General features: G+C 65.0%; 15 protein-coding genes. 11 read left to right on the forward strand and 4 right to left on the reverse strand.

All coding sequences use genetic code 11. From position 1 onward, the window contains the following. Positions 1-129 precede the first annotated feature (129 nt). The 7 genes from nudB (at position 130) to FAZ95_RS02720 (ending at position 9,358) form a co-directional block, all read left to right on the forward strand. A complete protein-coding gene (gene nudB / locus FAZ95_RS02690; RefSeq protein ID WP_137331032.1) occupies positions 130-606 on the forward strand; it encodes a dihydroneopterin triphosphate diphosphatase in 477 nt (158 codons plus the stop codon). A 53-nt stretch (positions 607-659) separates the two neighbouring features. Continuing rightward, positions 660-1,895 carry a phospholipase D-like domain-containing protein gene (locus FAZ95_RS02695; RefSeq protein WP_437437728.1) on the forward strand — a complete coding sequence of 412 codons (1,236 nt, stop codon included), beginning with the start codon at positions 660-662 and terminating at the stop codon, positions 1,893-1,895. A gap of 212 nt (positions 1,896-2,107) precedes the next feature. After that, positions 2,108-2,707, forward strand: coding sequence for a TetR/AcrR family transcriptional regulator (locus tag FAZ95_RS02700; RefSeq protein ID WP_137331034.1), 600 nt, complete (start codon positions 2,108-2,110; stop codon positions 2,705-2,707). A 54-nt stretch (positions 2,708-2,761) separates the two neighbouring features. Continuing rightward, on the forward strand, positions 2,762-4,549 hold the full coding sequence (locus tag FAZ95_RS02705) for an acyl-CoA dehydrogenase C-terminal domain-containing protein (RefSeq protein ID WP_137331035.1): 1,788 nt from the start codon (positions 2,762-2,764) through the stop codon (positions 4,547-4,549). Between the two features lie 133 nt (positions 4,550-4,682). Beyond that, complete coding sequence (locus FAZ95_RS02710) at positions 4,683-7,115, forward strand: 3-hydroxyacyl-CoA dehydrogenase/enoyl-CoA hydratase family protein (RefSeq protein ID WP_137331036.1); 2,433 nt, start codon at positions 4,683-4,685, stop codon at positions 7,113-7,115. Between the two features lie 175 nt (positions 7,116-7,290). Beyond that, positions 7,291-8,490 (forward strand): acetyl-CoA C-acyltransferase, encoded by a 1,200-nt coding sequence (locus FAZ95_RS02715; RefSeq protein WP_137331037.1) that lies wholly within the window; start codon positions 7,291-7,293, stop codon positions 8,488-8,490. Positions 8,491-8,503: 13 nt separating this feature from the next. Continuing rightward, on the forward strand, positions 8,504-9,358 hold the full coding sequence (locus tag FAZ95_RS02720) for an enoyl-CoA hydratase (protein ID WP_437437729.1): 855 nt from the start codon (positions 8,504-8,506) through the stop codon (positions 9,356-9,358). A 38-nt stretch (positions 9,359-9,396) separates the two neighbouring features. Here the strand turns inward: FAZ95_RS02720 and fdhD are convergent, their stop codons facing one another. Continuing rightward, positions 9,397-10,218, reverse strand: a complete 822-nt coding sequence (fdhD, locus tag FAZ95_RS02725) for a formate dehydrogenase accessory sulfurtransferase FdhD (protein WP_137331039.1) — start codon at positions 10,216-10,218, stop codon at positions 9,397-9,399. A 139-nt stretch (positions 10,219-10,357) separates the two neighbouring features. Here fdhD and FAZ95_RS02730 point away from each other — a divergent pair, with 139 nt between their 5' ends. Together FAZ95_RS02730 and FAZ95_RS02735 are read left to right on the forward strand one after the other, a co-directional pair. Further along, complete coding sequence (locus tag FAZ95_RS02730; protein ID WP_137331040.1) at positions 10,358-10,840, forward strand: nitrate reductase associated protein; 483 nt, start codon at positions 10,358-10,360, stop codon at positions 10,838-10,840. A 157-nt stretch (positions 10,841-10,997) separates the two neighbouring features. After that, entirely contained in the window at positions 10,998-14,114 is a 3,117-nt protein-coding gene (locus FAZ95_RS02735) for a sensor domain-containing protein (RefSeq protein ID WP_137331041.1), read from the forward strand. Between the two features lie 79 nt (positions 14,115-14,193). On the opposite strand, the gene FAZ95_RS02740 is transcribed toward FAZ95_RS02735, so the two are convergent. Continuing rightward, on the reverse strand, positions 14,194-14,589 hold the full coding sequence (locus tag FAZ95_RS02740) for an acyl-CoA thioesterase (protein WP_137331042.1): 396 nt from the start codon (positions 14,587-14,589) through the stop codon (positions 14,194-14,196). A gap of 336 nt (positions 14,590-14,925) precedes the next feature. Between FAZ95_RS02740 and FAZ95_RS02745 the strand changes: the two genes are divergently transcribed. Continuing rightward, positions 14,926-16,878, forward strand: a complete 1,953-nt coding sequence (locus FAZ95_RS02745) for an ABCB family ABC transporter ATP-binding protein/permease (protein WP_137331043.1) — start codon at positions 14,926-14,928, stop codon at positions 16,876-16,878. Here FAZ95_RS02745 and murU read toward each other — a convergent pair. Together murU and FAZ95_RS02755 are read right to left on the reverse strand one after the other, a co-directional pair. Continuing rightward, positions 16,805-17,557, reverse strand: a complete 753-nt coding sequence (gene murU / locus FAZ95_RS02750) for an N-acetylmuramate alpha-1-phosphate uridylyltransferase MurU (protein ID WP_137331044.1) — start codon at positions 17,555-17,557, stop codon at positions 16,805-16,807. The genes FAZ95_RS02745 and murU overlap by 74 nt on opposite strands. 6 nt (positions 17,558-17,563) lie before the next feature. After that, positions 17,564-18,598: an aminoglycoside phosphotransferase family protein gene (locus FAZ95_RS02755; protein WP_137331045.1), complete on the reverse strand. Its 1,035-nt coding sequence runs from the start codon at positions 18,596-18,598 to the stop codon at positions 17,564-17,566. A 228-nt stretch (positions 18,599-18,826) separates the two neighbouring features. Here FAZ95_RS02755 and FAZ95_RS02760 point away from each other — a divergent pair, with 228 nt between their 5' ends. Continuing rightward, positions 18,827-21,208: an LPS-assembly protein LptD gene (locus FAZ95_RS02760; protein WP_137331046.1), complete on the forward strand. Its 2,382-nt coding sequence runs from the start codon at positions 18,827-18,829 to the stop codon at positions 21,206-21,208. Positions 21,209-21,238 lie beyond the last annotated feature (30 nt).

Raw genomic sequence — 21,238 nt, forward strand, 5'->3', positions numbered from 1 at the left:
AAAGGCGCGTCATGCGCCTTTCTCGTTTTCGTGCCGATCCGAGTCATGCAAAGCTGCTACAGTCGGTCGTTCCACCTTTTTCTTCGACGTCATCGATCGATCCGCGCGCGCGGCGCGCCGTCCCGAACCATGCCGAAACCGCCGAAAATTCCGGAATCCGTTCTCGTCGTCATTCATACGCCGGAGCTCGATGTGCTGATCATCGAGCGCGCTGATCGCCCGGGATTCTGGCAGTCGGTGACCGGCTCCAAAGACAGGCTCGACGAGCCGCTCGTCGAGACCGCGATGCGTGAGGTGGCGGAGGAAACGGGAATCGTCATCGGCGGCGAGCAAGTGCCGGAGCGCGGCTTGCTCGACTGGCGCCATCAAATCGACTACGAGATCTATCCCGTGTGGCGGCATCGTTACGCCGAGGGCGTCACGCGCAACACCGAGCACTGGTTCAGCCTCGAAGTGCCGCATCGCGTCGAGGTGACGCTCGCGCCGCGCGAGCACACGGCGTACTTGTGGCTGCCGTATGAAGAGGCGGCGTCTCGCTGCTTCTCGTGGTCGAACCGCGAAGCGATTCTCCAGTTGCCGCGCCGCGTGCGCGGACGCGCGGCATGAGGGCTGCCGATGCCGGCGCCGCCACGCGGCCTTTCGCGCGGCTTCGGCAGACGATTGCATCGGGGCGGTCTTCGCGGCTCCTGCTCACGGCCGGCAATGCGGTGCGCCTGCTGCGCGGCGGCGCGGATTTCTTTGCGGCGCTGATCGAGCGCATAGACGGCGCGAGCGAAACGATCGCGCTCGAAACCTATATCTTCTGTGACGACGCAGCCGGCCGCCCGGTTTCCGACGCGTTGATGCGCGCCGCCCGCCGAGGCGTGGACGTGCGCGTGATCACCGACGGCATCGGCACCGACCGTCTGCCGATGTTCAACGACTGGCCCGCGGCAGGCGTCGAGCACCGCATCTTCAACCCGCATCTGTTCGGCCGCTTCGGCTTTTCGCGCACGCACCGCAAGCTCGCGGTCGTCGATGGCCGGTTCGCGTTTTGCGGCGGCATCAACATCGTCGACGACTTCGCTCAGGACCGCATTCGCCTGCCTTATCCGCGCTGGGACTTCGCGGTCGAGTTGACCGGGCCGGTGGTCGCGCAAGTCGGCGAGGCGTTCGACTTGCAATGGCAGCGTATCGAGCTCGGCCACCGGCCGCATCCGCTCCAGACGCTCGGTTCCGAGGCGCGGCTGTCGTTGCCGGAAAGCGCCGTCGCGTCGGCGTTGATGGGCCGCTCGGCGCGTGCGCGCCGCCGGGCCATTGCGACGGCGCGGGCGACGCGCGAGCCGAGCGTCGCGTTCGTCGCGCGCGACAACGTGGTCAACCGGCGTGCAATCGAAAAGGCGTATCTCGCCGCGATCGGGCGCGCGCGCCACGAGGTGCTGCTCGCCAATCCCTACTTCATGCCGGGCCGCAAGCTGCGGCGCGCGCTCGTGCGGGCGGCTCGGCGAGGCGTCGACGTGCGCATCCTGATCGGCCGCAAGGAGTTCGCCGCGCTCGACTACGCGGTTCCTTATCTCTACCGCACGTTGCTCAATGCCGGTGCGCGCATCGCCGAGTACGAAAAAACGATGCTGCACGGCAAAGTTGCCGTGATCGACTCAAATTGGGGTACAGTCGGTTCCTCGAATCTCGACGCGTTGAGTCTCGTCTTGAACAACGAGGCCAACGTGGTGCTCATCAAGCACAGCGAGATCCGATTGCTGCGCGACGCGATCCTCGCCGCATTCGGCGAAGCCCGGCCGATAGACGTTGCTCACTACGCCGCGCGTCCGCTCGGCGAGCGGCTCTTGAACTGGTTCGCGTACCTGTCCTACCGTACGGTCATGAAACTGCTGACTGTCGGCGGCTACGACTGATCCGCTGCGCCGCGCCATGCGCGTGCCACGCCGGAGGCGCCCAAGGCAATCGGCAAAAAGCCCGCTTCCTGGGCTGCGGCAACGCCGCAAGAATAGAAAAGGCCGGTTAGATACCGGTGTCTAATAAATTCCTTGTTTCGTCAGCGGCTGCACTCAATAATAGTACGGCCGTTCGATTTTCGATTTCGGTCACATAAGAACGGTACAAAGCTATGCGAAAAGGCGAACAGACGCGCGCCGCAATTCTCGACGCTGCATTGGACTTGGCAAGCCGCGACGGGCTCGAGGGCCTGACGATCGGCTTGCTCGCCGAGCGCATGCAGATGAGCAAGAGCGGAGTGTTCGCGCATTTCGGGTCGCGCGAGGATTTGCAAGTCGAGGTCGTGCGCGAATATCACCGTCGTTTCGAAGACGAGGTGTTTTTCCCGAGCTTGCGCGAGCCGCGCGGTTTGCCGCGTTTGCGCGCGATGCTCTCCCGCTGGATAGAAAAGCGCATCCAGGAAGTGACGACCGGATGCATCTACATCAGCGGCGCGGTCGAATACGACGACCGCGGGGACAACCCGGTGCGCGAGCAGCTCGTGCTGAGCGTCACGACGTGGCGCTCGGCGCTTCTGAGGGCCATTTCGCAGGCGATGGAAGAGGGGCATCTGCGCAAGGACACCGATCCGAACCTGATGCTCTTCGAGGTTTACAGCTTCACGCTCGGCCTGCATCACGACGCGCGCTTCCTGCATCTGCCGGATGCGGTGCGTCTTACGTGGGCCGCGCTGGAAAAACTGATTGTTTCGTATCAGAGCGAAAGCCGCTAGCGTTCGACACAAAGCGCGCGGCCGACCTCGTTGCCTCAACCTTTGGAGAGAGTCATGGGACAGTACGCCGCGCCGCTGCGCGACATGCAATTCGTGTTGCACGAGCTGCTCAACGTGGAAGCCGCAGTCAAGGGGATGCCGAAGCACGCGGATCTTGACGCCGACACGATCAACCAAGTACTCGAAGAAGCCGGCAAGTTCTGCTCCGAAGTGCTGTTCCCGCTGAACCAGAGCGGCGACAAGGAAGGCTGCACCTATGCCGGCGACGGCGTCGTGACGACGCCCAAGGGCTTCAAGGAAGCGTACCGGCAATACATCGAGGCGGGCTGGCCCGCGCTCGGCTGCGATCCCGAGTATGGCGGCCAAGGGCTGCCGGCGTTCGTGAACAACGCGCTCTACGAGATGCTCAACTCGGCGAACCAGGCCTGGACGATGTACCCGGGCCTGTCGCATGGCGCCTATGAGTGCCTGCATGAGCACGGCACCCCCGAACAGCAGCAGATCTATTTGCCGAAACTCGTATCGGGCGTCTGGACCGGCACGATGTGCCTGACCGAGCCGCACTGCGGCACCGACCTCGGCATCCTGCGCACGAAGGCCGAGCCGAACGGCGACGGCTCCTACTCGATCACCGGCACCAAGATCTTCATTTCGAGCGGCGAGCATGACCTCGCCGAGAACATCGTGCACCTCGTGCTGGCGCGCTTGCCGGATGCGCCGCCGGGAACCAAGGGCATTTCGCTGTTCATCGTGCCGAAGTTCGTGCCCGACGCCTCGGGCGAACCGGGCGAGCGCAACGGCATCAAGTGCGGCTCGATCGAGCACAAGATGGGCATCCACGCGAACGCCACCTGCGTGATGAATCTCGACAACGCGAAGGGCTGGCTCGTCGGCGAAGCGAACCGCGGCCTGCAGGCGATGTTCGTGATGATGAACGCGGCGCGTCTGGGCGTCGGCATGCAGAGCCTGGGTCTCACCGAAGTCGCCTATCAGAACTCGCTCGTGTACGCGAAGGAGCGCCTGCAGATGCGCTCGCTGACCGGCCCGAAGGCGCCGGAGAAAGCCGCCGATCCGATCATCGTCCATCCCGACGTGCGCCGCATGCTGCTCACGCAGAAGGCGTATGCGGAAGGCGCGCGTGCGTTCTCGTACTGGTCCGCGCTCCATATCGACAACGAGCTGTCGCACGACGACGAAGCCGTGCGTAAAGAGAGCGCCGATCTCGTTGCGCTGCTCACGCCGATCCTGAAAGCGTTCCTGTCGGACAACGCGTTCGAGTGCACGAACCACGCGATGCAGATCTACGGCGGCCACGGCTTCATCGCCGAGTGGGGCATGGAGCAGTACGTGCGCGACGCGCGGATCAACATGATCTACGAAGGCACGAACGCGGTGCAGTCGCTCGATCTGCTGGGCCGCAAGGTGCTCGGCGACATGGGCGCGAAGATGAAGAAGTTCGGCAAGCTCGTGACCGACTTCGTCGAAGCCGAAGGCGTGAAGCCCGAGATGCAGGAGTTCATCAACCCGCTCGCGGACATCGGCGACAAGGTCCAGAAGCTCACGATGGAAATCGGCATGAAGGCGATGGCGAACCCGGACGAAGTCGGCGCCGCCGCCGTGCCGTATCTGCGCACCGTCGGCCATCTCGTGTTCTCGTACTTCTGGGCGCGCATGGCGCGCATCGCGCTCGACAAGGAAGCGTCAGGCGATCCGTTCTACAAGTCGAAGCTCGCCACCGCGCGTTTCTACTTCGCGAAGCTTCTGCCCGAAACGGCCTCGACGATCCGCGCCGCGCGCGCCGGCTCGAAGACGCTGATGGAAGTCGACGAAGCGCTGTTCTAAGCGACTATTGATTCATGCGCCACGCCGATGAGAAGCGTGGCGCGTTTTCCTTATCCAGACACCTGCAACTCATGTGCGATTCGCAGGCGCTTAGAAAACAGCGCCGCAAACCCGCAAACTCCGGAGGAAAGACGTGAGCAATCTGATCATTCGCAAGGTGGCCGTGCTCGGCGCCGGCGTGATGGGCGCGCAGATCGCCGCGCACCTGATCAACGCCAAGGTGCCGGTGCTGCTGTTCGACCTGCCCGCCAAGGAAGGCCCGAAAAACGGGATCGCGCTCAAGGCGATCGAGAACCTGAAGAAGCTGTCGCCCGCACCGTTCGGCGTGAAAGACGACGCGGCCTACATCGAGCCGGCCAACTACGAAGACGACCTCGCAAAGCTCGCCGAGTGCGATCTCGTGATCGAAGCGATCGCCGAGCGGATGGACTGGAAGCACGATCTGTACAAGAAGGTGTCGCCGCATCTCGGCGCGAACGCGATTTTCGCGAGCAACACGTCGGGCCTGTCGATCACGACGCTGTCCGACGGTTTCGCCGATGAGCTGAAGGCGCGCTTTTGCGGCGTGCACTTCTTCAACCCGCCGCGTTACATGCACCTCGTCGAGCTGATTCCGACGTCGCATACGCGTCCGGACATTCTCGACCAGCTCGAGTCGTTCCTGACGAGCGTCGTCGGCAAGGGTGTCGTGCGCGCGAAGGATACCCCGAACTTCATCGCGAACCGCGTCGGCATTTTCTCGATCCTGGCAGTGGTCGCCGAAGCGGCGAAGTTCGGCCTACGGTTCGACGAAGTCGATGACCTGACCGGCGCGCGCCTCGGCCGCGCGAAGTCGGCGACGTTCCGCACGGCGGACGTGGTCGGCCTCGACACGATGGCGCACGTCATCAAGACGATGCAGGACAACCTCGCCGACGATCCGTTCTTCCCGGTCTACGAGACGCCGGCCGTGCTGGCCGGGCTCGTAAAAGCGGGCGCGCTCGGCCAGAAGACGGGCGCAGGCTTCTACAAGAAGGAAGGCAAGGCGATCAAAGTGCTCGATCCGAAGACGGGCACGTATGTCGAAGGCGGCGCGAAGGCCGACGAACTGATCGGCCGCATTCTCAAGCGCCCGCCGGCAGAGCGCCTGAAGCTCTTGCGCGAATCGGAACATCCGCAAGCGCAATTCCTGTGGGCGATCTTCCGCGACGTGTTCCACTACATCGGCGTGCATCTCGAGTCGATCGCCGACAACGCGCGCGACGTCGACCTCGCGATCCGCTGGGGCTTCGGCTGGAACGAAGGTCCGTTCGAAGGCTGGCAGGCGGCGGGCTGGAAGCAGGTCGCCGAGTGGGTGCAGGAAGACATCGCCGCAGACAAGGCTTTGTCGAAGGCGCCGCTGCCGTCGTGGGTGCTCGAAGGGCCGGTCGCCGAGCAGGACGGCGTGCATACGAACGAAGGCTCGTGGTCGCCCGCGTCGAAGTCGTTCGTGCCGCGCTCGAAGCTCGCTGTCTACGACAAGCAAGTGTTCCGTGCGCCGATCATCGGCGAGACGGTCGATCCGAAGACCTACGGCAAGACGCTGTTCGAAACCGACGCGGTGCGTGCGTGGGTCGATGACCGCGCAGGCGAGGACGACGTCGTCATCGTGTCGTTCAAGAGCAAGATGAACACGATTGGACCGAGCGTGATCGATGGCCTCGTGCAGGCGATCGATCTGGCCGAGAAGGACTACAAGGGCGTCGTCGTATGGCAGCCGACCTCGCTCAAGCTCGGCACGCCGGGCGGCCCGTTCTCCGCAGGCGCGAATCTCGAAGAGGCGATGCCCGCGTTCATGATGGGCGGCGCGAAGGGCATCGAGCCGTTCGTGAAGAAGTTCCAGCAAGGCATGCTGCGCGTGAAGTACGCGAACGTGCCGGTGGTGGCGGCCGTGTCGGGCATCGCGCTCGGCGGCGGGTGCGAGCTCGTGCTGCATAGCGCGAAGCGTGTTGCGCACGTCGAGAGCTATATCGGGCTCGTCGAAGTCGGCGTCGGCCTCGTGCCGGCCGGCGGCGGTCTCAAGGAAGCGGCGTTGCGCGCGGCAGAGGCGGCGAATGCGGTCGGCTTGACGAGCGAATTGCTCAAGTTCGCGACGAAGTCGTTCGAAAACGCGGCGATGGCAAAGGTCTCGGGCTCGGCGCTCGAAGCGCGTTCGATGGGCTATCTCAAGCCGTCCGACACGATCGTCTTCAACGTGTTCGAGCTGCTCGACACCGCGAAAAAGGAAGCGCGCGCACTGGCTGCGGCAGGTTACCGTCCGCCGCTGCGCGCCACGCAAATCCCGGTCGCGGGCCGCTCGGCGATCTCGACGATCAAGGCACAGCTCGTGAACATGCGCGATGGCGGCTTCATCAGCGCTCACGACTACCTGATCGCGAGCCGCATCGCCGAAGCGATCTGCGGCGGCGATGTCGAAGCGGGCAGCCTCGTCGACGAAGAATGGCTGTTGACGCTCGAGCGCCGTGCGTTCGTCGATCTGCTCGGCACGCAGAAGACGCAGGAACGGATCATGGGCATGCTGCAAACCGGCAAGCCGGTGCGCAACTGATCAGGTGCGCTTGTGACCGACCGCTGAGGGCTTGGAGTAGGTGCTAAAGCACCAACTCCAAGCAACCACAGCATGGGATCTGAGTAAGAGCTTTGCATGGGACCCAAGTAAGCGCTGAAGCGCTAACTTGGGTCGACAGCTGAAGCGCTAACTCAGATCGACATAGGAGCTACAAATGAGCAAACAATTGCAAGACGCATATATCGTCGCAGCGAGCCGCACGCCGATCGGCAAGGCGCCGCGCGGCGTGTTCAAGAACACGCGCCCGGATGAGCTGCTGGTCCACGCGATCAAGTCGGCCGTGGCGCAGGTGCCGGGGCTCGATACGTCGGTGATCGAAGACGCGATCGTCGGCTGCGCGATTCCCGAAGCGGAGCAGGGCCTGAACGTCGCGCGCATGGGCGCGCTGCTCGCGGGCCTGCCGCAGTCGGTCGGCGGCGTGACCGTGAACCGTTTCTGCGCGTCGGGCATCACCGCGCTCGCGATGGCAGCGGACCGCATTCGCGTCGGCGAAGCGGAAGCGCTGATCGCCGGCGGCTGCGAATCGATGAGCATGGTGCCGATGATGGGCAACAAGCCGTCGATGTCGCCGCATATCTTCGATCGCAGCGAAGACTTCGGCATCGCGTACGGCATGGGCCTGACTGCCGAGAAAGTGGCGGAGCGCTGGAAGGTGAGCCGCGAGGCGCAGGACCAGTTCTCGGTCGAGTCGCACCGCAAGGCCATCGCCGCTCAGCAGGCCGGCGAATTCAAGGACGAGATCGCGGCGTACACGCTCGCCGAGCGCTTCCCCGATCTCGCGACCGGCGAGATCAAGGTGAAGGCGCGTGAGATCGCGCTCGACGAAGGTCCGCGTCCCGACACCTCGCTCGAAGGTCTCGCGAAGCTGCGTGCGGTGTTCGCAGCGAAGGGCTCGGTCACGGCGGGCAACAGCTCGCAGACCTCGGACGGCGCGGGCGCGCTGATCGTCGTGTCGGAAAAGATCCTCAAGCAGTTCAACCTGACACCGCTCGCGCGCTTCGTGAGCTTCGCAGTGCGCGGCGTGCCGCCCGAAATCATGGGTATCGGCCCGAAGGAAGCGATTCCGGCCGCGCTCAAGGCCGCGGGCTTGAAGCAGGACGACATCGACTGGATCGAACTGAACGAGGCATTCGCGGCGCAATCGCTCGCCGTGATTCAGGACCTCGGTCTCGATCCTTCGAAGGTCAACCCGCTCGGCGGCGCGATCGCGCTCGGCCACCCGCTCGGCGCGACGGGCGCGATCCGCGCGTCGACGGTCGTTCACGGCCTGCGCCGCCGCAACCTGAAGTACGGCATGGTGACGATGTGCGTCGGCACCGGCATGGGCGCGGCGGGCATCATCGAGCGTCTGTAAGCACGGCATTGCACTGACTACGGTTCGCGTGCGTCGGGACGAAACCCGGAGTGCGCGAACCGTTTTTTATTCAGCAGCGGAAACCGCAAGCAAGGAGGCAACGATGGACATCCTGATCGAACACGCCGAAGGCGTGATGACGATTGCGTTCAACCGGCCCGACAAGAAGAACGCGATCACGGCCGCGATGTATCAGACGATAGCCGACGCGCTCGCCGGCGCGGAGGACGATCCGACGGTGCGCGCGATCCTGATCCGCGGCAGCGTGGGCATCTTCAGCGCGGGCAACGATCTCGAAGACTTCATGAAGCAGCCGCCCAAGGGCGAGGACGCGCCGGTGTTCCAGTTCCTGCGGCGCATCAGCACGATGGGCAAGCCGGTGGTGGCGTCGGTGGCGGGCGCGGCGATCGGCATCGGCACGACGCTGCTGTTGCATTGCGACCTCGTGTACGCGGCCGATTCGGCCGTGTTCTCGCTCCCCTTCGCGCAGCTCGGGCTGTGCCCGGAAGCGGCGTCGAGCCTGCTGCTGCCGCGCATCGCGGGCTACCAGCTCGCCGCCGAAAAGCTGATGCTCGGCGAAGCGTTCGACGCGAAAGAAGCGCACCGCATGGGAATCGTCAACCGCGTGCTGCCGGCGGCGGAAGTCGATGCGTTCGCGCTCGCGCAGGCCGCGAAGCTGGCCGCGCTGCCCGCGTCGTCGCTGCGCGTGACGAAGTCGCTGATGAAGCACGCGAGCGGCCGCGAGATCGCCGTGCAGATGACCGACGAAGCGGTGCATTTCGCCAAGATGCTGCTCGCGCCCGAAGCGCGCGAGGCGTTCAAGGCGTTCTTCGAGAAGCGCAAGCCGGATTTCAAGCAGTTCGACTGAGCGCTCGACCGAGACTCGCCGGAGCGCAGCGGAGGGCGTTACTGGGTGTCGTAGTCGACGTAGCTCGTCTCGCGGCAAAAGCTCACGAGACGCACGCCCGCCTGCCGCGCGATGGCAATCGCGAGCGACGACGGTGCCGAAATCGTCGCGACCATCGGAATGCCGACGCGCGCGGCCTTGCGCACCAGCTCGTAGCTCGCGCGGCTCGACAGGAACACGAAGCCGTCGGTCGTATCGGCGCGCTCGAGCACGAGCTGGCCAATGAGCTTGTCGAGCGCGTTGTGACGCCCGACGTCCTCGAACGCGTGGCGAATCGCGCCCTCGGCGTCGCACCATGCGGCGGCGTGCAGGCCGCCCGTGAGCCGCGTGAGCGCCTGGTGCGCTGGCAGCTCGCGGGCCGCGCGCGCGATCGCATCGGGCGCGAGGCGCGCGAGAAAGCCGGTGTCGGGCACGCGTTCCGGCGCGAGATCCAGCAAGTCGATGCTTTCGATGCCGCACACGCCGCAGCCGGTGCGCCCGGCAAGCGCGCGGCGTTTTTCCTTGAGCGCGGCGAATGCCTGCTGCACGACCGTCAATTGCACTTCCGCATGCGGGATCTCGCCCGTGCGCTGCGTGACCTCGATGTCCTGAATATCGCTGCCGCGCTCGACGATCCCTTCTGAGATCGCAAACCCGACCGCGAACGCTTCCAGATCGCGCGGGGTCGCCATCATCACGGCGTGGGAGATGCCGTTGAAGACGAGCGCGATCGGCCATTCCTGGCCGATCTGATCGGTGACGGATTCGATTGCGCCGGACTGATGCCGGCGCACGTTCTGCTCGATGACGCCGGGCTGCTCGGCGGCTTCCAATGGGTCCAAGTTCACTCCTCGCGCGGCGCGGCGGTGGGTCGCGGCGGCCGTGCCAGTGGCCCGCTTCGTCCGTTATGCGCCGGATAAGGTTCTAAAATACCCCAAGCAGGCAACGCGTGCCGCGTGCGCCGTTTATGAGGACACCGCCATGGGATTGCATGACAAGCCGCTTCTCTTCGATTTCGAAGTGATTTCATCCGAGAACCTCACCTTTATGCCGATGTCGGTGCGCTTCAATCTCGACCGCTTCGGCCTGCGCATCTCGCTCGCGCAATGGCAGATGCTGCCGCTCGAGGACCGCGCATTGCTCGCGCGTTTCCCCGTCGAAGAGGACGACGACTCGGCGATCGAGCCGAACTTCGACCACGCGCTTTTCGAGATGATGCGCACGCACGCCAACGTCGAGCCCGACTGGTTCTCGCCGGACGGGGCGCCCGCCTGGCGCAATACCGAAATCGTGCCGGAAGGCGTGCTCAACCAAAGCAGCATCGCGAGCCTCATCGCGCCGACGCCGGAAAAATGGGCGCAGCTCGACCCATTCAAGCGCTATGTGCTGACCAAGCTGTCGCGCAAGCCCGAGGGCAATCACGATTTCATCCCTGCGATGAAGGAGTTCGGCCTGGCGCCGTGATTTTTTATATCAGTTACCCCTTCATCTTTCCCGAACTGCGCCGTTATCCATGAGTTGGCGCGCAGAGAGCCCACATTCGTCCGATGAAATGCGAACGTGGGCAAGCCGAGAACGATAGCCGCGCCTGCCTCCCAGAACGAACGGCGTTCGGTTATCCATGACCTTTTCCTTTTCGAAGCGGCTGCTGATCAATATGGCAGTCGTCGCCGCGGCGGTCGGCGCGAATGCGTTTGTCGCGTACACGCAGATCCGCAGCCAGCGCGCAGCCGATGAGCGCACGATGCGCTCGATGAGCGTCAAGCACGATCTCGACGCCTATCGCTCGACGCTAGGCGAAGGGCTCGCCGCGCTCGGCAACTTCGAATCGTCGGGCGTGCTGGTGCCGGACGGCTGGCGCGAGAGCGCGAGGACACAGGAGCTGACCACCCTCGCGGCTTCGTTGCGTTCCCAACTGACGGGCGAGCCCGACACGGCCGCGCCGCTCGACTGGCTGCTCGCGAGCGGCCAGAGCTTCGAGCGCGACGCGCAGGCAGCGCTGGCCCACGCGGCGACGCTGCCGGATACCCCCGCGCGCGCCTGGGCGGCATCGGCGTACACGCGGCTCGGCTCGGAGCTCGGCGGCGTCGATACGGCGCTCGCTTTGCTGCGCCAGCGCGAGGACGAAGCGCTCGAAGCCTCGCTCGCCGACTCCGCGCGCTCCACCCGGCGCGCGACTTGGGTGCTGATCTTCACGATGATCGTCGGCAGCGGCTTGCTGATCTACACGTTCGGCATGCGCGAAAGCGCCGCGCGCGCGAAGATTCGGGTCGCGCGGGCGATGCGCCGCAGCGACGAGCGTTTCCGCGAACTGTTCGACGCTCACCCGGTGCCGATGTGGATCTACGATCGCGAGACGCTGCGCTTTCTCGCGGTCAACGCCGCGACGATCCAGCAATACGGGCACGCCGAGGAAGAGTTTCTCGCGATGACGTTCCGGGATATCTGTCCCGCCGACGAAATCCCCCGACTCGAATCCTATTTGGCGCGCAGCGACGCGTCGCCGCGCCGCGGACGAGTGAGCGCGGGCGTGTGGCGGCATCGGCGCCGCGACGGCTCGTTGCTTTCCACCGATGTCTCGATCCACGCGCTCACGTTCATGGGGCGCCCGGCGACGTTCGTGCTCGCCGACGACGTGACCGACCAGATCAACGCCGAAGCCGAAGCGCAACGCTCGACGCAGATGCTCGAAACGGTGATCGACAACATCCCGCAGCGCATCTCGTGGAAAGACCGCGAGCTGCGCTATCTCGGCTGCAACATGACGTTCGCGCGCGACGCCGGGCTGGCGTACCCCGAGCAGGTGGTCGGCAAAACCGACTTCGACTTGCCGTGGAAGGAGGTGGCAGTCGAGTTGCGGCGCGCCGACGAGGACGTGATCGCGACCAGCGTGCCGAAGATGAACGTCGAGTTCGACCTGCTGATCGACGGCGCGCACCACGTAGCGGTGGCGAGCAAGATTCCGCTCACCAATGCCGATGGCGAAGTGATCGGCGTGCTGAGCTCGTACACCGACGTCACGGACCGCAAGCGCTCGGACCTCGCGCTGCGTTTGCAAAGCCGCGCGCTCGACGCGAGCGTCAACGCGATCCTGATCACCGGCCCGGCGGAGGGCGGCCATCTGATCGAATACGTGAACCCCGCGTTCAAGCGGATCACGGGCTACGATCCCGCCGAGGTGATCGGCCAGGACTGCCGCTTCCTGCAACGCGACGACCGCGACCAGGAGGGGCTCATCGTGATTCGCGAGGGGCTCGCGGCGAACCGCGAGGTGAGCGCCGTGCTGCGCAATTACCGCAAGGACGGCGCGTTGTTCTGGAATCAGCTCTTCATCGCGCCGGTGCCGAACGCCGACGGCGAGACGACGCATCACATCGGCGTGATCAACGAAGTGACCGACCTGATCCGCTATCAGGAGCAGCTCGAATACCAGGCCAACTACGACGGCTTGACGCGCCTGCCGAACCGCAACCTGCTGCGCGAGCGGCTGCAGCAGGCGCTCTCCACCTCTCAGCGGCGCAACAAGCGCGTGGCGGTGGTGTTCATCGACCTCGACGGCTTCAAGAACGTCAACGACAGCCTTGGCCACAGCGTCGGCGACCGCTTGCTCGCGGTGGTGGCCGAGCGTCTCGCGAGGAGCGCGCGGGCGAGCGATACCGTCGCGCGCCACGGCGGCGACGAGTTCGTGACCGTGCTCACCGACGTCGCCGACGAGCAATCGCTGATCGCGTGGATGGAGCGCGTGCGCGCGGCGATCTCGGAGCCGGTGGTGCTCGACGGCACCGAGCTTTACGTCGGCTGCAGCATGGGCGCGAGCCTCTTCCCGCAAGACGGCGAAGACGCCGAGACGCTGATGAAGAAGGCCGATCTCGCGATGTACCGCGCGAAGGACATGGGCCGCAACACGTTCCAGTTCTATCAGCCGGAGATGAACACGAGCGTCGGCGCGCGTCTGAACCTCGAGCGGCGCTTGCGGCGCGCGCTGCGCGACAACGAATTCCTGCTGCACTACCAGCCGCAGGTCGATATCGCGACGGGCAAGATCGTCGGCATGGAGGCGCTCGTGCGCTGGCTCGACCCCGAGGTCGGACTCGTGCCGCCGTCCGCGTTCATTCCGGTCGCGGAGGAGAGCGGGCTGATCGGGCCGCTCTCCGAATGGGTGCTGCGCGAAGCCTGCCGGCAGAACAAGGCGTGGCAGGACGCGGGGCTGCCGCCCGCGCGCGTGTCGGTGAACTTGTCGGCCCGGCAGTTTCAGCAGCGCGACATCGCCAAGCTCGTGATGTCGATTCTCGAAGAAACCGGGCTCGCGCCGCAGTATCTCGAGCTCGAGCTGACCGAAAGCATGATCATGCGCAACGCGGAGGAGGCCGTCGTGATGCTCAACGAGCTGCACGCGCTCGGCATCAGCATCGCGATCGACGACTTCGGCACCGGCTATTCGAGCCTCGGCTATCTCAAGCGCTTCCCGGTCGATCGCTTGAAGATCGACCGCTCGTTCGTGTCGGACATCGGCGCCTCGGACGACGACGAGACCATCACGTCGGCCATCATCGCGCTCGCGCACTCGCTGGAGCTGCAAGTGATCGCGGAGGGCGTCGAGACGTCGTCGCAGCTCGACTTCCTGCGCGAGCGCTCATGCCACGAAATGCAGGGCTTTTTCTTCGCCAAGCCGATGCCGCACGACGCCATTCCGGGGTTGCTGCAGCAAGGGATGGCGGCGGAGGAGCAAGAAGCGTAAGACTGCGAAGCAGGAGGGCGCAGGCTGCGGCGCGCGGTGAGTCCGTGCGCGCGCCGTACTGAGGTGGGCTTAACGTTGTTTAAGCGAGGTCGGGCAGCTTGCGCGGGCGGCGGTCGAGGTCGGTCGCGACGTAGGTGAGTTCGGCTTCGGTGACCTTCACGGTCTCGTTCGCGAGGCTCATGCGCTGCGCAAACACCTCGACCGACACCGTCACCGACGTATTGCCGGTCTTCACGATCTCGGCGTAGAAGCTCAGCAGGTCGCCGACGAACACCGGCTGCTTGAAGATGAACGAGTTGACCGCGATGGTCGCGACGCGGCCGTTGGCGCGGCGGCTCGCCGGAATCGAGCCGGCGATGTCGACTTGCGCCATGATCCAGCCGCCGAACACGTCGCCGTGGACGTTCGCGTCCGAAGGCTGCGGCACGACGCGCAGCGCGCACGGTTTTTGCGGAAGCACGGGGGTGGTGGTCATCGAGGGTTCCATGTGAAAAGAGGCGCTGGCACGAAGCGCTTGGCGCGGTGAGCGTGCTTTGCGGGAAACCGGGCAATCGGGCAAGGCGTCGTGCCGGACAGGGCGCATCGCTCGGCCCGAGGCCACGGGAAGCGGCGCCAGTCGGCTTCTGCGACAATAGCAGAGGGTTGGAATTGTACGGGAAACCATGCGTTCCGACTAAGGCGGCACGCCGCGCAAACTCTATCTGCCTGCTCGTCCTGGACGGGCATCGTCCCCACGTCAATTGAACCCGGCTGGCGCTCAAGAAGTTCGGCCTTCTCCGCCGCCTTATTTGCCGCCCGCTTTCTTCCGATCATGCGCCGCTACTCCGCCCCCTCCGAACCCGCGCCCGTCTCGGCCGGACCACGCAACGACTGGCAGACGATCGTCTCGCTCATGCCGTATCTCGCGACGTACAAGTGGCGCGTCGCGCTGGCGCTCTCGTGCCTGATCGGCGCGAAGGTCGCGAACCTGGGCGTGCCGATCGTGATGAAGCGGATCGTCGACAGCCTCGCTTCGATCCGGCACTTGGCCGCGCTCGGCCGCGCGCAGCACGATCCCGCGATCGTGCTCGCGGGGGGCCTCGGGCTTCTCGTCGTCGCCTATGCGGTCGTGCGGCTGTCGACATCGATGTTCACCGAGCTGCGCGAGATCCTCTTCTCGAAAGTGACCGAGAGCGCGGTGCGCCAGCTCGCGCTGAAGGTGTTCCGCCATCTGCATGCGCTGTCCCTGCGGTTTCACCTCGACCGGCAGACAGGCGGCATGTCGCGCGATATCGAGCGCGGCACGCGCGGCATCCAGCAGCTCATTTCGTATTCGCTCTACAGCATCCTGCCGACGCTCGTCGAAGTCGGTCTCGTGCTCGGCTTCTTCGTCGTCAAATACGATGCGTACTACGCGATCATCACGGGCATCGCGCTCGTCGCGTATATCGCGTTCACGATCAAGGTCACCGAGTGGCGCACGCACTTTCGGCGCACGATGAACGAGCTCGATTCGCGTGCGAACTCGCGGGCGATCGATTCGCTGCTCAACTACGAGACGGTCAAGTATTTCGGCAACGAGGAGTGGGAAGCGCGGCGCTACGACGAGAACTTGAAGCGCTATCGCGCGGCGGCGATCAAGTCGCAGAACTCGCTGTCGTTCCTCAACTTCGGGCAGCAGGCGATCATCGGCACGGGGCTCGTATTCATCCTGTGGCGCGCGACGCAAGGCGTGATGGCGGGGCATCTCACGCTCGGCGATCTCGTGCTGATCAACACGTTCATGCTGCAGCTCTATATCCCGCTGAATTTTCTGGGCGTGGTCTACCGCGAGCTGAAGCAAAGCCTGACCGACATGGACCGCATGTTCACGCTGCTCGGCGCCGCGCGTGAAGTGCCCGATGCGCCGGGCGCGCCGGCGCTCGCCGTGAAAGGCGGCGAAGTGCGCTTCGAGAGCGTGAGCTTTGCCTATGAAGCCGAGCGGCAAATCCTCTTCGACGTGAGCTTCACGATTCCCGCGGGCACGACGACGGCCGTGGTCGGCCATAGCGGCTCGGGCAAATCGACGCTCGCGCGGCTCATGTTCCGCTTCTACGATTTGGACCGCACGACAGGCGGCGCAATCGAGATCGACGGCCAGGACATCCGCGACGTAACGCAGGATTCGCTGCGCGCTTCGATCGGCATCGTGCCGCAGGACACGGTGCTCTTCAACGATTCGATCTACTACAACATCGCCTATGGCCGGCCGACGGCCACGCGCGACGAAGTGATCGCGGCGGCGCGCGCGGCGCACATCCACGAGTTCATCGAGGGTCTGCCGAAGGGATACGACACGGCGGTGGGCGAGCGCGGCTTGAAGCTGTCGGGCGGCGAGAAGCAGCGTGTCGCGATCGCGCGCACGATCCTCAAGAACCCGCCGATTCTGCTGTTCGACGAGGCGACGTCGGCGCTCGATTCGCGCTCCGAGCGCGCGATCCAGCAGGAGCTCGACCATATCGCGCGGGAACGCACGACGCTCGTCATCGCGCACCGGCTGTCGACGGTCGTGCACGCGCAGCAGATCATCGTGATGGATCGCGGCAGGATCGTCGAGCGGGGCACGCACGCGGAGCTGTTGCGCGCGGGCGGGCTATTCGCGCAGATGTGGGCGCTGCAGCAGCAGCGCGCGGCGTCGCAAAGCGAGGCGATGCCCGGTTCGGAGCCGCCCGTTAGTGCGGAAAACCCGGCGGAAAACCCCGCGGAAGACCCGCTCGAGAGCGCAGCGACTCGTCCAGCGCCTTGAGCTGCGCGGGCGTGCCGACGTTCTCCCACGGACCTTCGTACAGTTCGCCGCTCACGCGTCCCGCGCCGATGGCCTCGCGATAGTAGGGCGTCAGCGCCCGCCGCGTGCCGCGCGGCAAATCGCGAAACATCCGCGTGTCGTAGAGCGCGATGCTGCCGAATGTGTAGCGCGGGGCACCGTCGAGCGACACCGTGCCGTCAGCGAGCACGAAATCGCCCGCCGGATGAAACGCGGGGTTCGGGACCATCACGAGATGCATGCCCGGCTCGTCGGCAGAGGCCATGCGCGCGGCGTGCTCGCGCAAGCGCGCGTAGTCGAAATCGCAATACACGTCGCCGGCCACGCCGACGAAAACCCGCGGCTCCCCGGCGTCTTCGAGAAGCGGCAGCGCCTGTGCGATGCCGCCGGCCGTCTCCAGCGCTTCACCTTCCGCCGAATAGACGAGCCGCACGCCCCAGCGCGAGCCGTCGCCGAGCGTGCTTTCGATCTGCGCGCCGAGCCACGCGTGATTGATCACGATCGTGTCGAACCCGGCGCTGGTCAGGCGTTCAATCTGCCAGACGATCAGCGGTTTGCCGCCCGCTTCGAGCAGCGGCTTCGGGCAGGTGTCGGTGAGCGGGCGCATCCGGTCGCCGCGCCCGGCCGCGAAGATCATCGCTGTGTTCAGGGTGTGCGCCATCGTTGTTTAGAACGTGTAGCCGACTTCGGTTGCGCGATCTTCGAGGTCGTCGAGCAGCTTCGCGAAGGCGCTGAGCGGGCGATAGCGCTCGCTGACCTTGCGTGCGTAATCGAGGAAGCGAGGCAGATCGGCGAGGTAATGCGGCTTGCCGTCGCGATAGTTGATGCGGGCGAAGAGCCCCAGCACTTTGATGTGCCGCTGCAGGCCCATCCATTCGAGCTGCCGGTAGAACTCGCCGAAGTCGGCGTCGACAGGAAGCCCTGCCTTTCTCGCGCGCTCCCAGTAGTAGGCGAAGCAGTCGAGCTCGAACTCTTCGTCCCAGCTGATGAACGCATCGCGCAGGAGCGACGCCACGTCGTAGGTGATCGGGCCGTACACCGCATCCTGAAAGTCGAGCACGCCGGGGTTCGGCTCTGCGATCATCAGGTTGCGCGGCATGAAATCGCGCAGCATATAGACTTGCGGCTGCGCGCGTGCGCTCGCGATCAAAAGCGCAAACGTGCGGTCGAGCACCTCGCGCTGGTGCGCATCGAGCGTGCGATTGAGGTGCCGCCCCACGTACCACTCGGGCATCAGCTCCATTTCGCGGCGCAGGAACGCTTCGTCGAACGGCGGCAGCACGCCTTCGCGCGACGCGAGCTGCCAGCGGATCAGCGTATCGAGCGCCTCGCGCATGAGCGGCCGCGCGGCCGTCGTGTCGTCCGAATCGAGCGTCGCGATGTACGACTGCGTGCCCAGATCGGTCACGAGCATGAAGCCTTGCTCGAGATCGCATTCCAGCACGGTCGGCACGTGCACGTCAGCCGTGGCGAGCAGGTGCGCAACGTCAACGAATTCGCGGCATTTCTCGGGCGGCGGCGCATCGACGGCGATCAGCGTTGCGCCGTGCGCGCCTGCGCTGTTGAGCCTGAAATACCGGCGAAAGCTGGCGTCCGACGAGGCGGGGGCTAGCGAGTTGACGTCGAGAAGGTAGCGTTGATTTAGCGAGGACAACCAGTTCGTAAGGTGTTCGCGGCGGGAATCGGCTGGAGTCGGCGTCATAAAATGGGGGAGCAAAACATCTTGCAATATAATACCCCACGACTTTTTTGACGCGCCCCGTGTTCGGCCTTCGCACGGTTCTCACGATGTCAGTTTGACCGCCCGCTGTATCGCCCGATCGATCACCTCTCTTTCGTGCGCACTCAGACCGCCGCGTCCTCGCCGGGCGGGCGGCTCTTCGTGTGACCGTGCAATGCTTGGCTGCCGGGCCGATTCGCCAAACAATACATGCCGCCAAGACAGTTTTTCCCAACGACGAACCCTTCCAGCGACGCGCCGCCTCGCAAAAGGCGGATCGTCGCGGCGTTGATCGCCGTGCCGGGCCTGCTGCCGTCGGTATCGAGCGCCCAGCTCTCGGGCGCCGCCGCTCAGCCGCAACAGATCGACGGGCCGTGGAGCCTGCGGCTCGCCCCGCAGCTCGAGGAACGTGCGCTGACGCCGGGCGACAAGCCCGCCACCTTCGTGCTCGGCGACCAGGCGAGCGGCACCACCGATCAGGACATGGCCGCGAAAGGCTCCGCCGAGATCCGCCGCAATGTGACGGTGATCAAGGCGGACGCGCTGCACTACGACGAAGACACCGACATGGCCGACGCCTACGGCACGGTGCGCGTGATCAACAACGGCGTGTCGTTCGCCGGTCCGGAAGCGCATCTGAGGGTGGATTCGAGCCAGGGCTACATGCCGACGCCGAAGTACCGCTTCAACCTCACGGGCGGGTCGGGCAGCGCCAAGCAAGTGCAGTTGCTCGACAGCGAGCGGTCGATTTTCCAGGACGCCACCTATACGGCGTGCCAGTGCGCGAACCCGGCGTGGTACATCAGGGGCAGCGAGTTCGAGTTCGATACGGGCGCGGATGAAGGCGTCGGCCATAACGCCGTGGTGTTCTTCCAGGGCGTGCCGATTTTCGCGAGCCCGTGGCTGTCGTTTCCGCTTTCCGACGCGCGCCGAAGCGGCATCCTGCCGCCGACGTGGTCGACGGGCGGGAGCAATGGCTTCGAGCTTTCGGTGCCTTACTACTTCAACATCGCGCCGAACCGGGATCTGTTGCTGACCCCGACGATCATCTCGAAGCGCGGCCTGGAGACGGAGGCGCAGTTCCGCTATCTGTCGCCGACGTATTCCGGCTCGATCACGGGCGTCTTCCTGCCCGACGACTCGATCACGAAGACGAACCGCTACTCGATCTCGATCAACCACAATCAGAACTTCGGCAACGGGTTCGGCGGGTACATCTACTACAACCGGGTTTCGGACAACACGTTCCCCGAGGATCTGGGCTCGTCGACGGCGCAGATCATCAACGGTACGCAGCTGCTGTATCAGCAGGAAGCCGGGCTGACCTACAACAACGGTCCGTGGTCCGTGCTGACGCGCGTGCAGGACTGGCAGACGCTCTATCCGTCGACGGCGCCTTACGGGCGTGAGCCGGAGCTGAGCGTCAAGTACCAGAAGTACAACGTCGGCGGCTTCGACTTCGGCGCTGCGGCCGACTACACGCGCTTCACGATCACGTCGCAGGACACGACCCAGGGCGATCGTTTCACCTTCGATCCGTACCTGTCGTATTCGATCGTCGGCCCCGGCTACTTCGTGACGCCGAAGGTGCAGTGGCACTTCGCGTCCTACCAGCTCAGCACGATCGGCTTGAGCCAAACCGGCCAGGCCGCGCCCGCTGGGCAGCCGAAGAACTTCACCGAGCAAATCCCGACGTTCTCGTTCGATTCGGGGCTGATCTTCGAGCGCTCGGTGCGGCTCTTCGGGGATGACTACATCCAGACGCTCGAGCCGCGTCTGTACTATGTCTACACGCCGTACCACAACCAGAACTTCGCGCCGCTCTTCGATACGGCGGAAGCGGACTTCGGGCTCGCCGAAATCTTCACGCCGAACACGTTCGTCGGTGGCGACCGCGTGGCCGACGCCAATCGCATCACGGCGGCGGTCACGACGCGCTTCATCAATCCGGCGACCGGCGACGAGCGGGCGCGCTTCGTGCTCGCGCAGGAATACTATTTCCGCGATCAGCAAGTCACGCTGCTGCCGGGCGAGACGCCCACGCAGGCGACGCGTTCGGATCTGATCGCCGGGGCGTCGATCAAGCTCGGCAGCGCTTTCGCGTCGGAAACGGCCGTCCAATATAATGCGGACAACAATCAGCTCCGGCAGGCCGTCGCGGGTTTCGTGTACAGCCCGGCAGCGGGCAAGATCCTCAATTTCGCGTACCGCTATACGCGCGCGGACACTACGCTCAACTTCACGCCTGTCCGGCAGATCACGGTTTCCGCGCAGTGGCCGCTCACGCATCGCTTTTTTGGCGTCGCTCGCATCAATTACGATCTGGCCGGGCATTCCTTAGTCGATAGCCTGGTCGGGTTGCAGTACGATGCGGACTGCTGGACGCTGGGTTTCGGCGTTCAGCGCTACGCGAACGGCGTGAGTTCGAACGGGAACCCGACTCAGGGAACGAAGTACCTGATGCAGCTCACGCTCAAGGGCTTGTCCAACGTCGACAGCGGCTTGGTCCAGTCCTTCCGCGCAGCCGTGCCGGGGTACACGCCGCTGCCGCCGCCGCCGCCGCCCGAGGCGCGGTTCACCGACTATGAATGAGCATGGTCCGACACGGGCCGACATGCGAAC

This window comes from Trinickia violacea (assembly GCF_005280735.1).
Classification (GTDB): domain Bacteria; phylum Pseudomonadota; class Gammaproteobacteria; order Burkholderiales; family Burkholderiaceae; genus Trinickia_A; species Trinickia_A violacea.

Excerpts from the sequence above, each read along its gene's own strand:
- FAZ95_RS02760 (WP_137331046.1), top strand. The coding sequence starts at position 18,827 with ATGCCGCCAAGACAGTTTTTCCCAACGACGAACCCTTCCAGCGACGCG.
- FAZ95_RS02735 (WP_137331041.1), top strand. The coding sequence starts at position 10,998 with ATGACCTTTTCCTTTTCGAAGCGGCTGCTGATCAATATGGCAGTCGTC.
- FAZ95_RS02700 (WP_137331034.1), top strand. The coding sequence starts at position 2,108 with ATGCGAAAAGGCGAACAGACGCGCGCCGCAATTCTCGACGCTGCATTG.
- FAZ95_RS02755 (WP_137331045.1), bottom strand. The coding sequence starts at position 18,598 with ATGACGCCGACTCCAGCCGATTCCCGCCGCGAACACCTTACGAACTGG.
- nudB (WP_137331032.1), top strand. The coding sequence starts at position 130 with ATGCCGAAACCGCCGAAAATTCCGGAATCCGTTCTCGTCGTCATTCAT.
- FAZ95_RS02715 (WP_137331037.1), top strand. The coding sequence starts at position 7,291 with ATGAGCAAACAATTGCAAGACGCATATATCGTCGCAGCGAGCCGCACG.
- FAZ95_RS02740 (WP_137331042.1), bottom strand. The coding sequence starts at position 14,589 with ATGACCACCACCCCCGTGCTTCCGCAAAAACCGTGCGCGCTGCGCGTC.
- murU (WP_137331044.1), bottom strand. The coding sequence starts at position 17,557 with ATGGCGCACACCCTGAACACAGCGATGATCTTCGCGGCCGGGCGCGGC.
- FAZ95_RS02730 (WP_137331040.1), top strand. The coding sequence starts at position 10,358 with ATGGGATTGCATGACAAGCCGCTTCTCTTCGATTTCGAAGTGATTTCA.
- FAZ95_RS02705 (WP_137331035.1), top strand. The coding sequence starts at position 2,762 with ATGGGACAGTACGCCGCGCCGCTGCGCGACATGCAATTCGTGTTGCAC.
- FAZ95_RS02745 (WP_137331043.1), top strand. The coding sequence starts at position 14,926 with ATGCGCCGCTACTCCGCCCCCTCCGAACCCGCGCCCGTCTCGGCCGGA.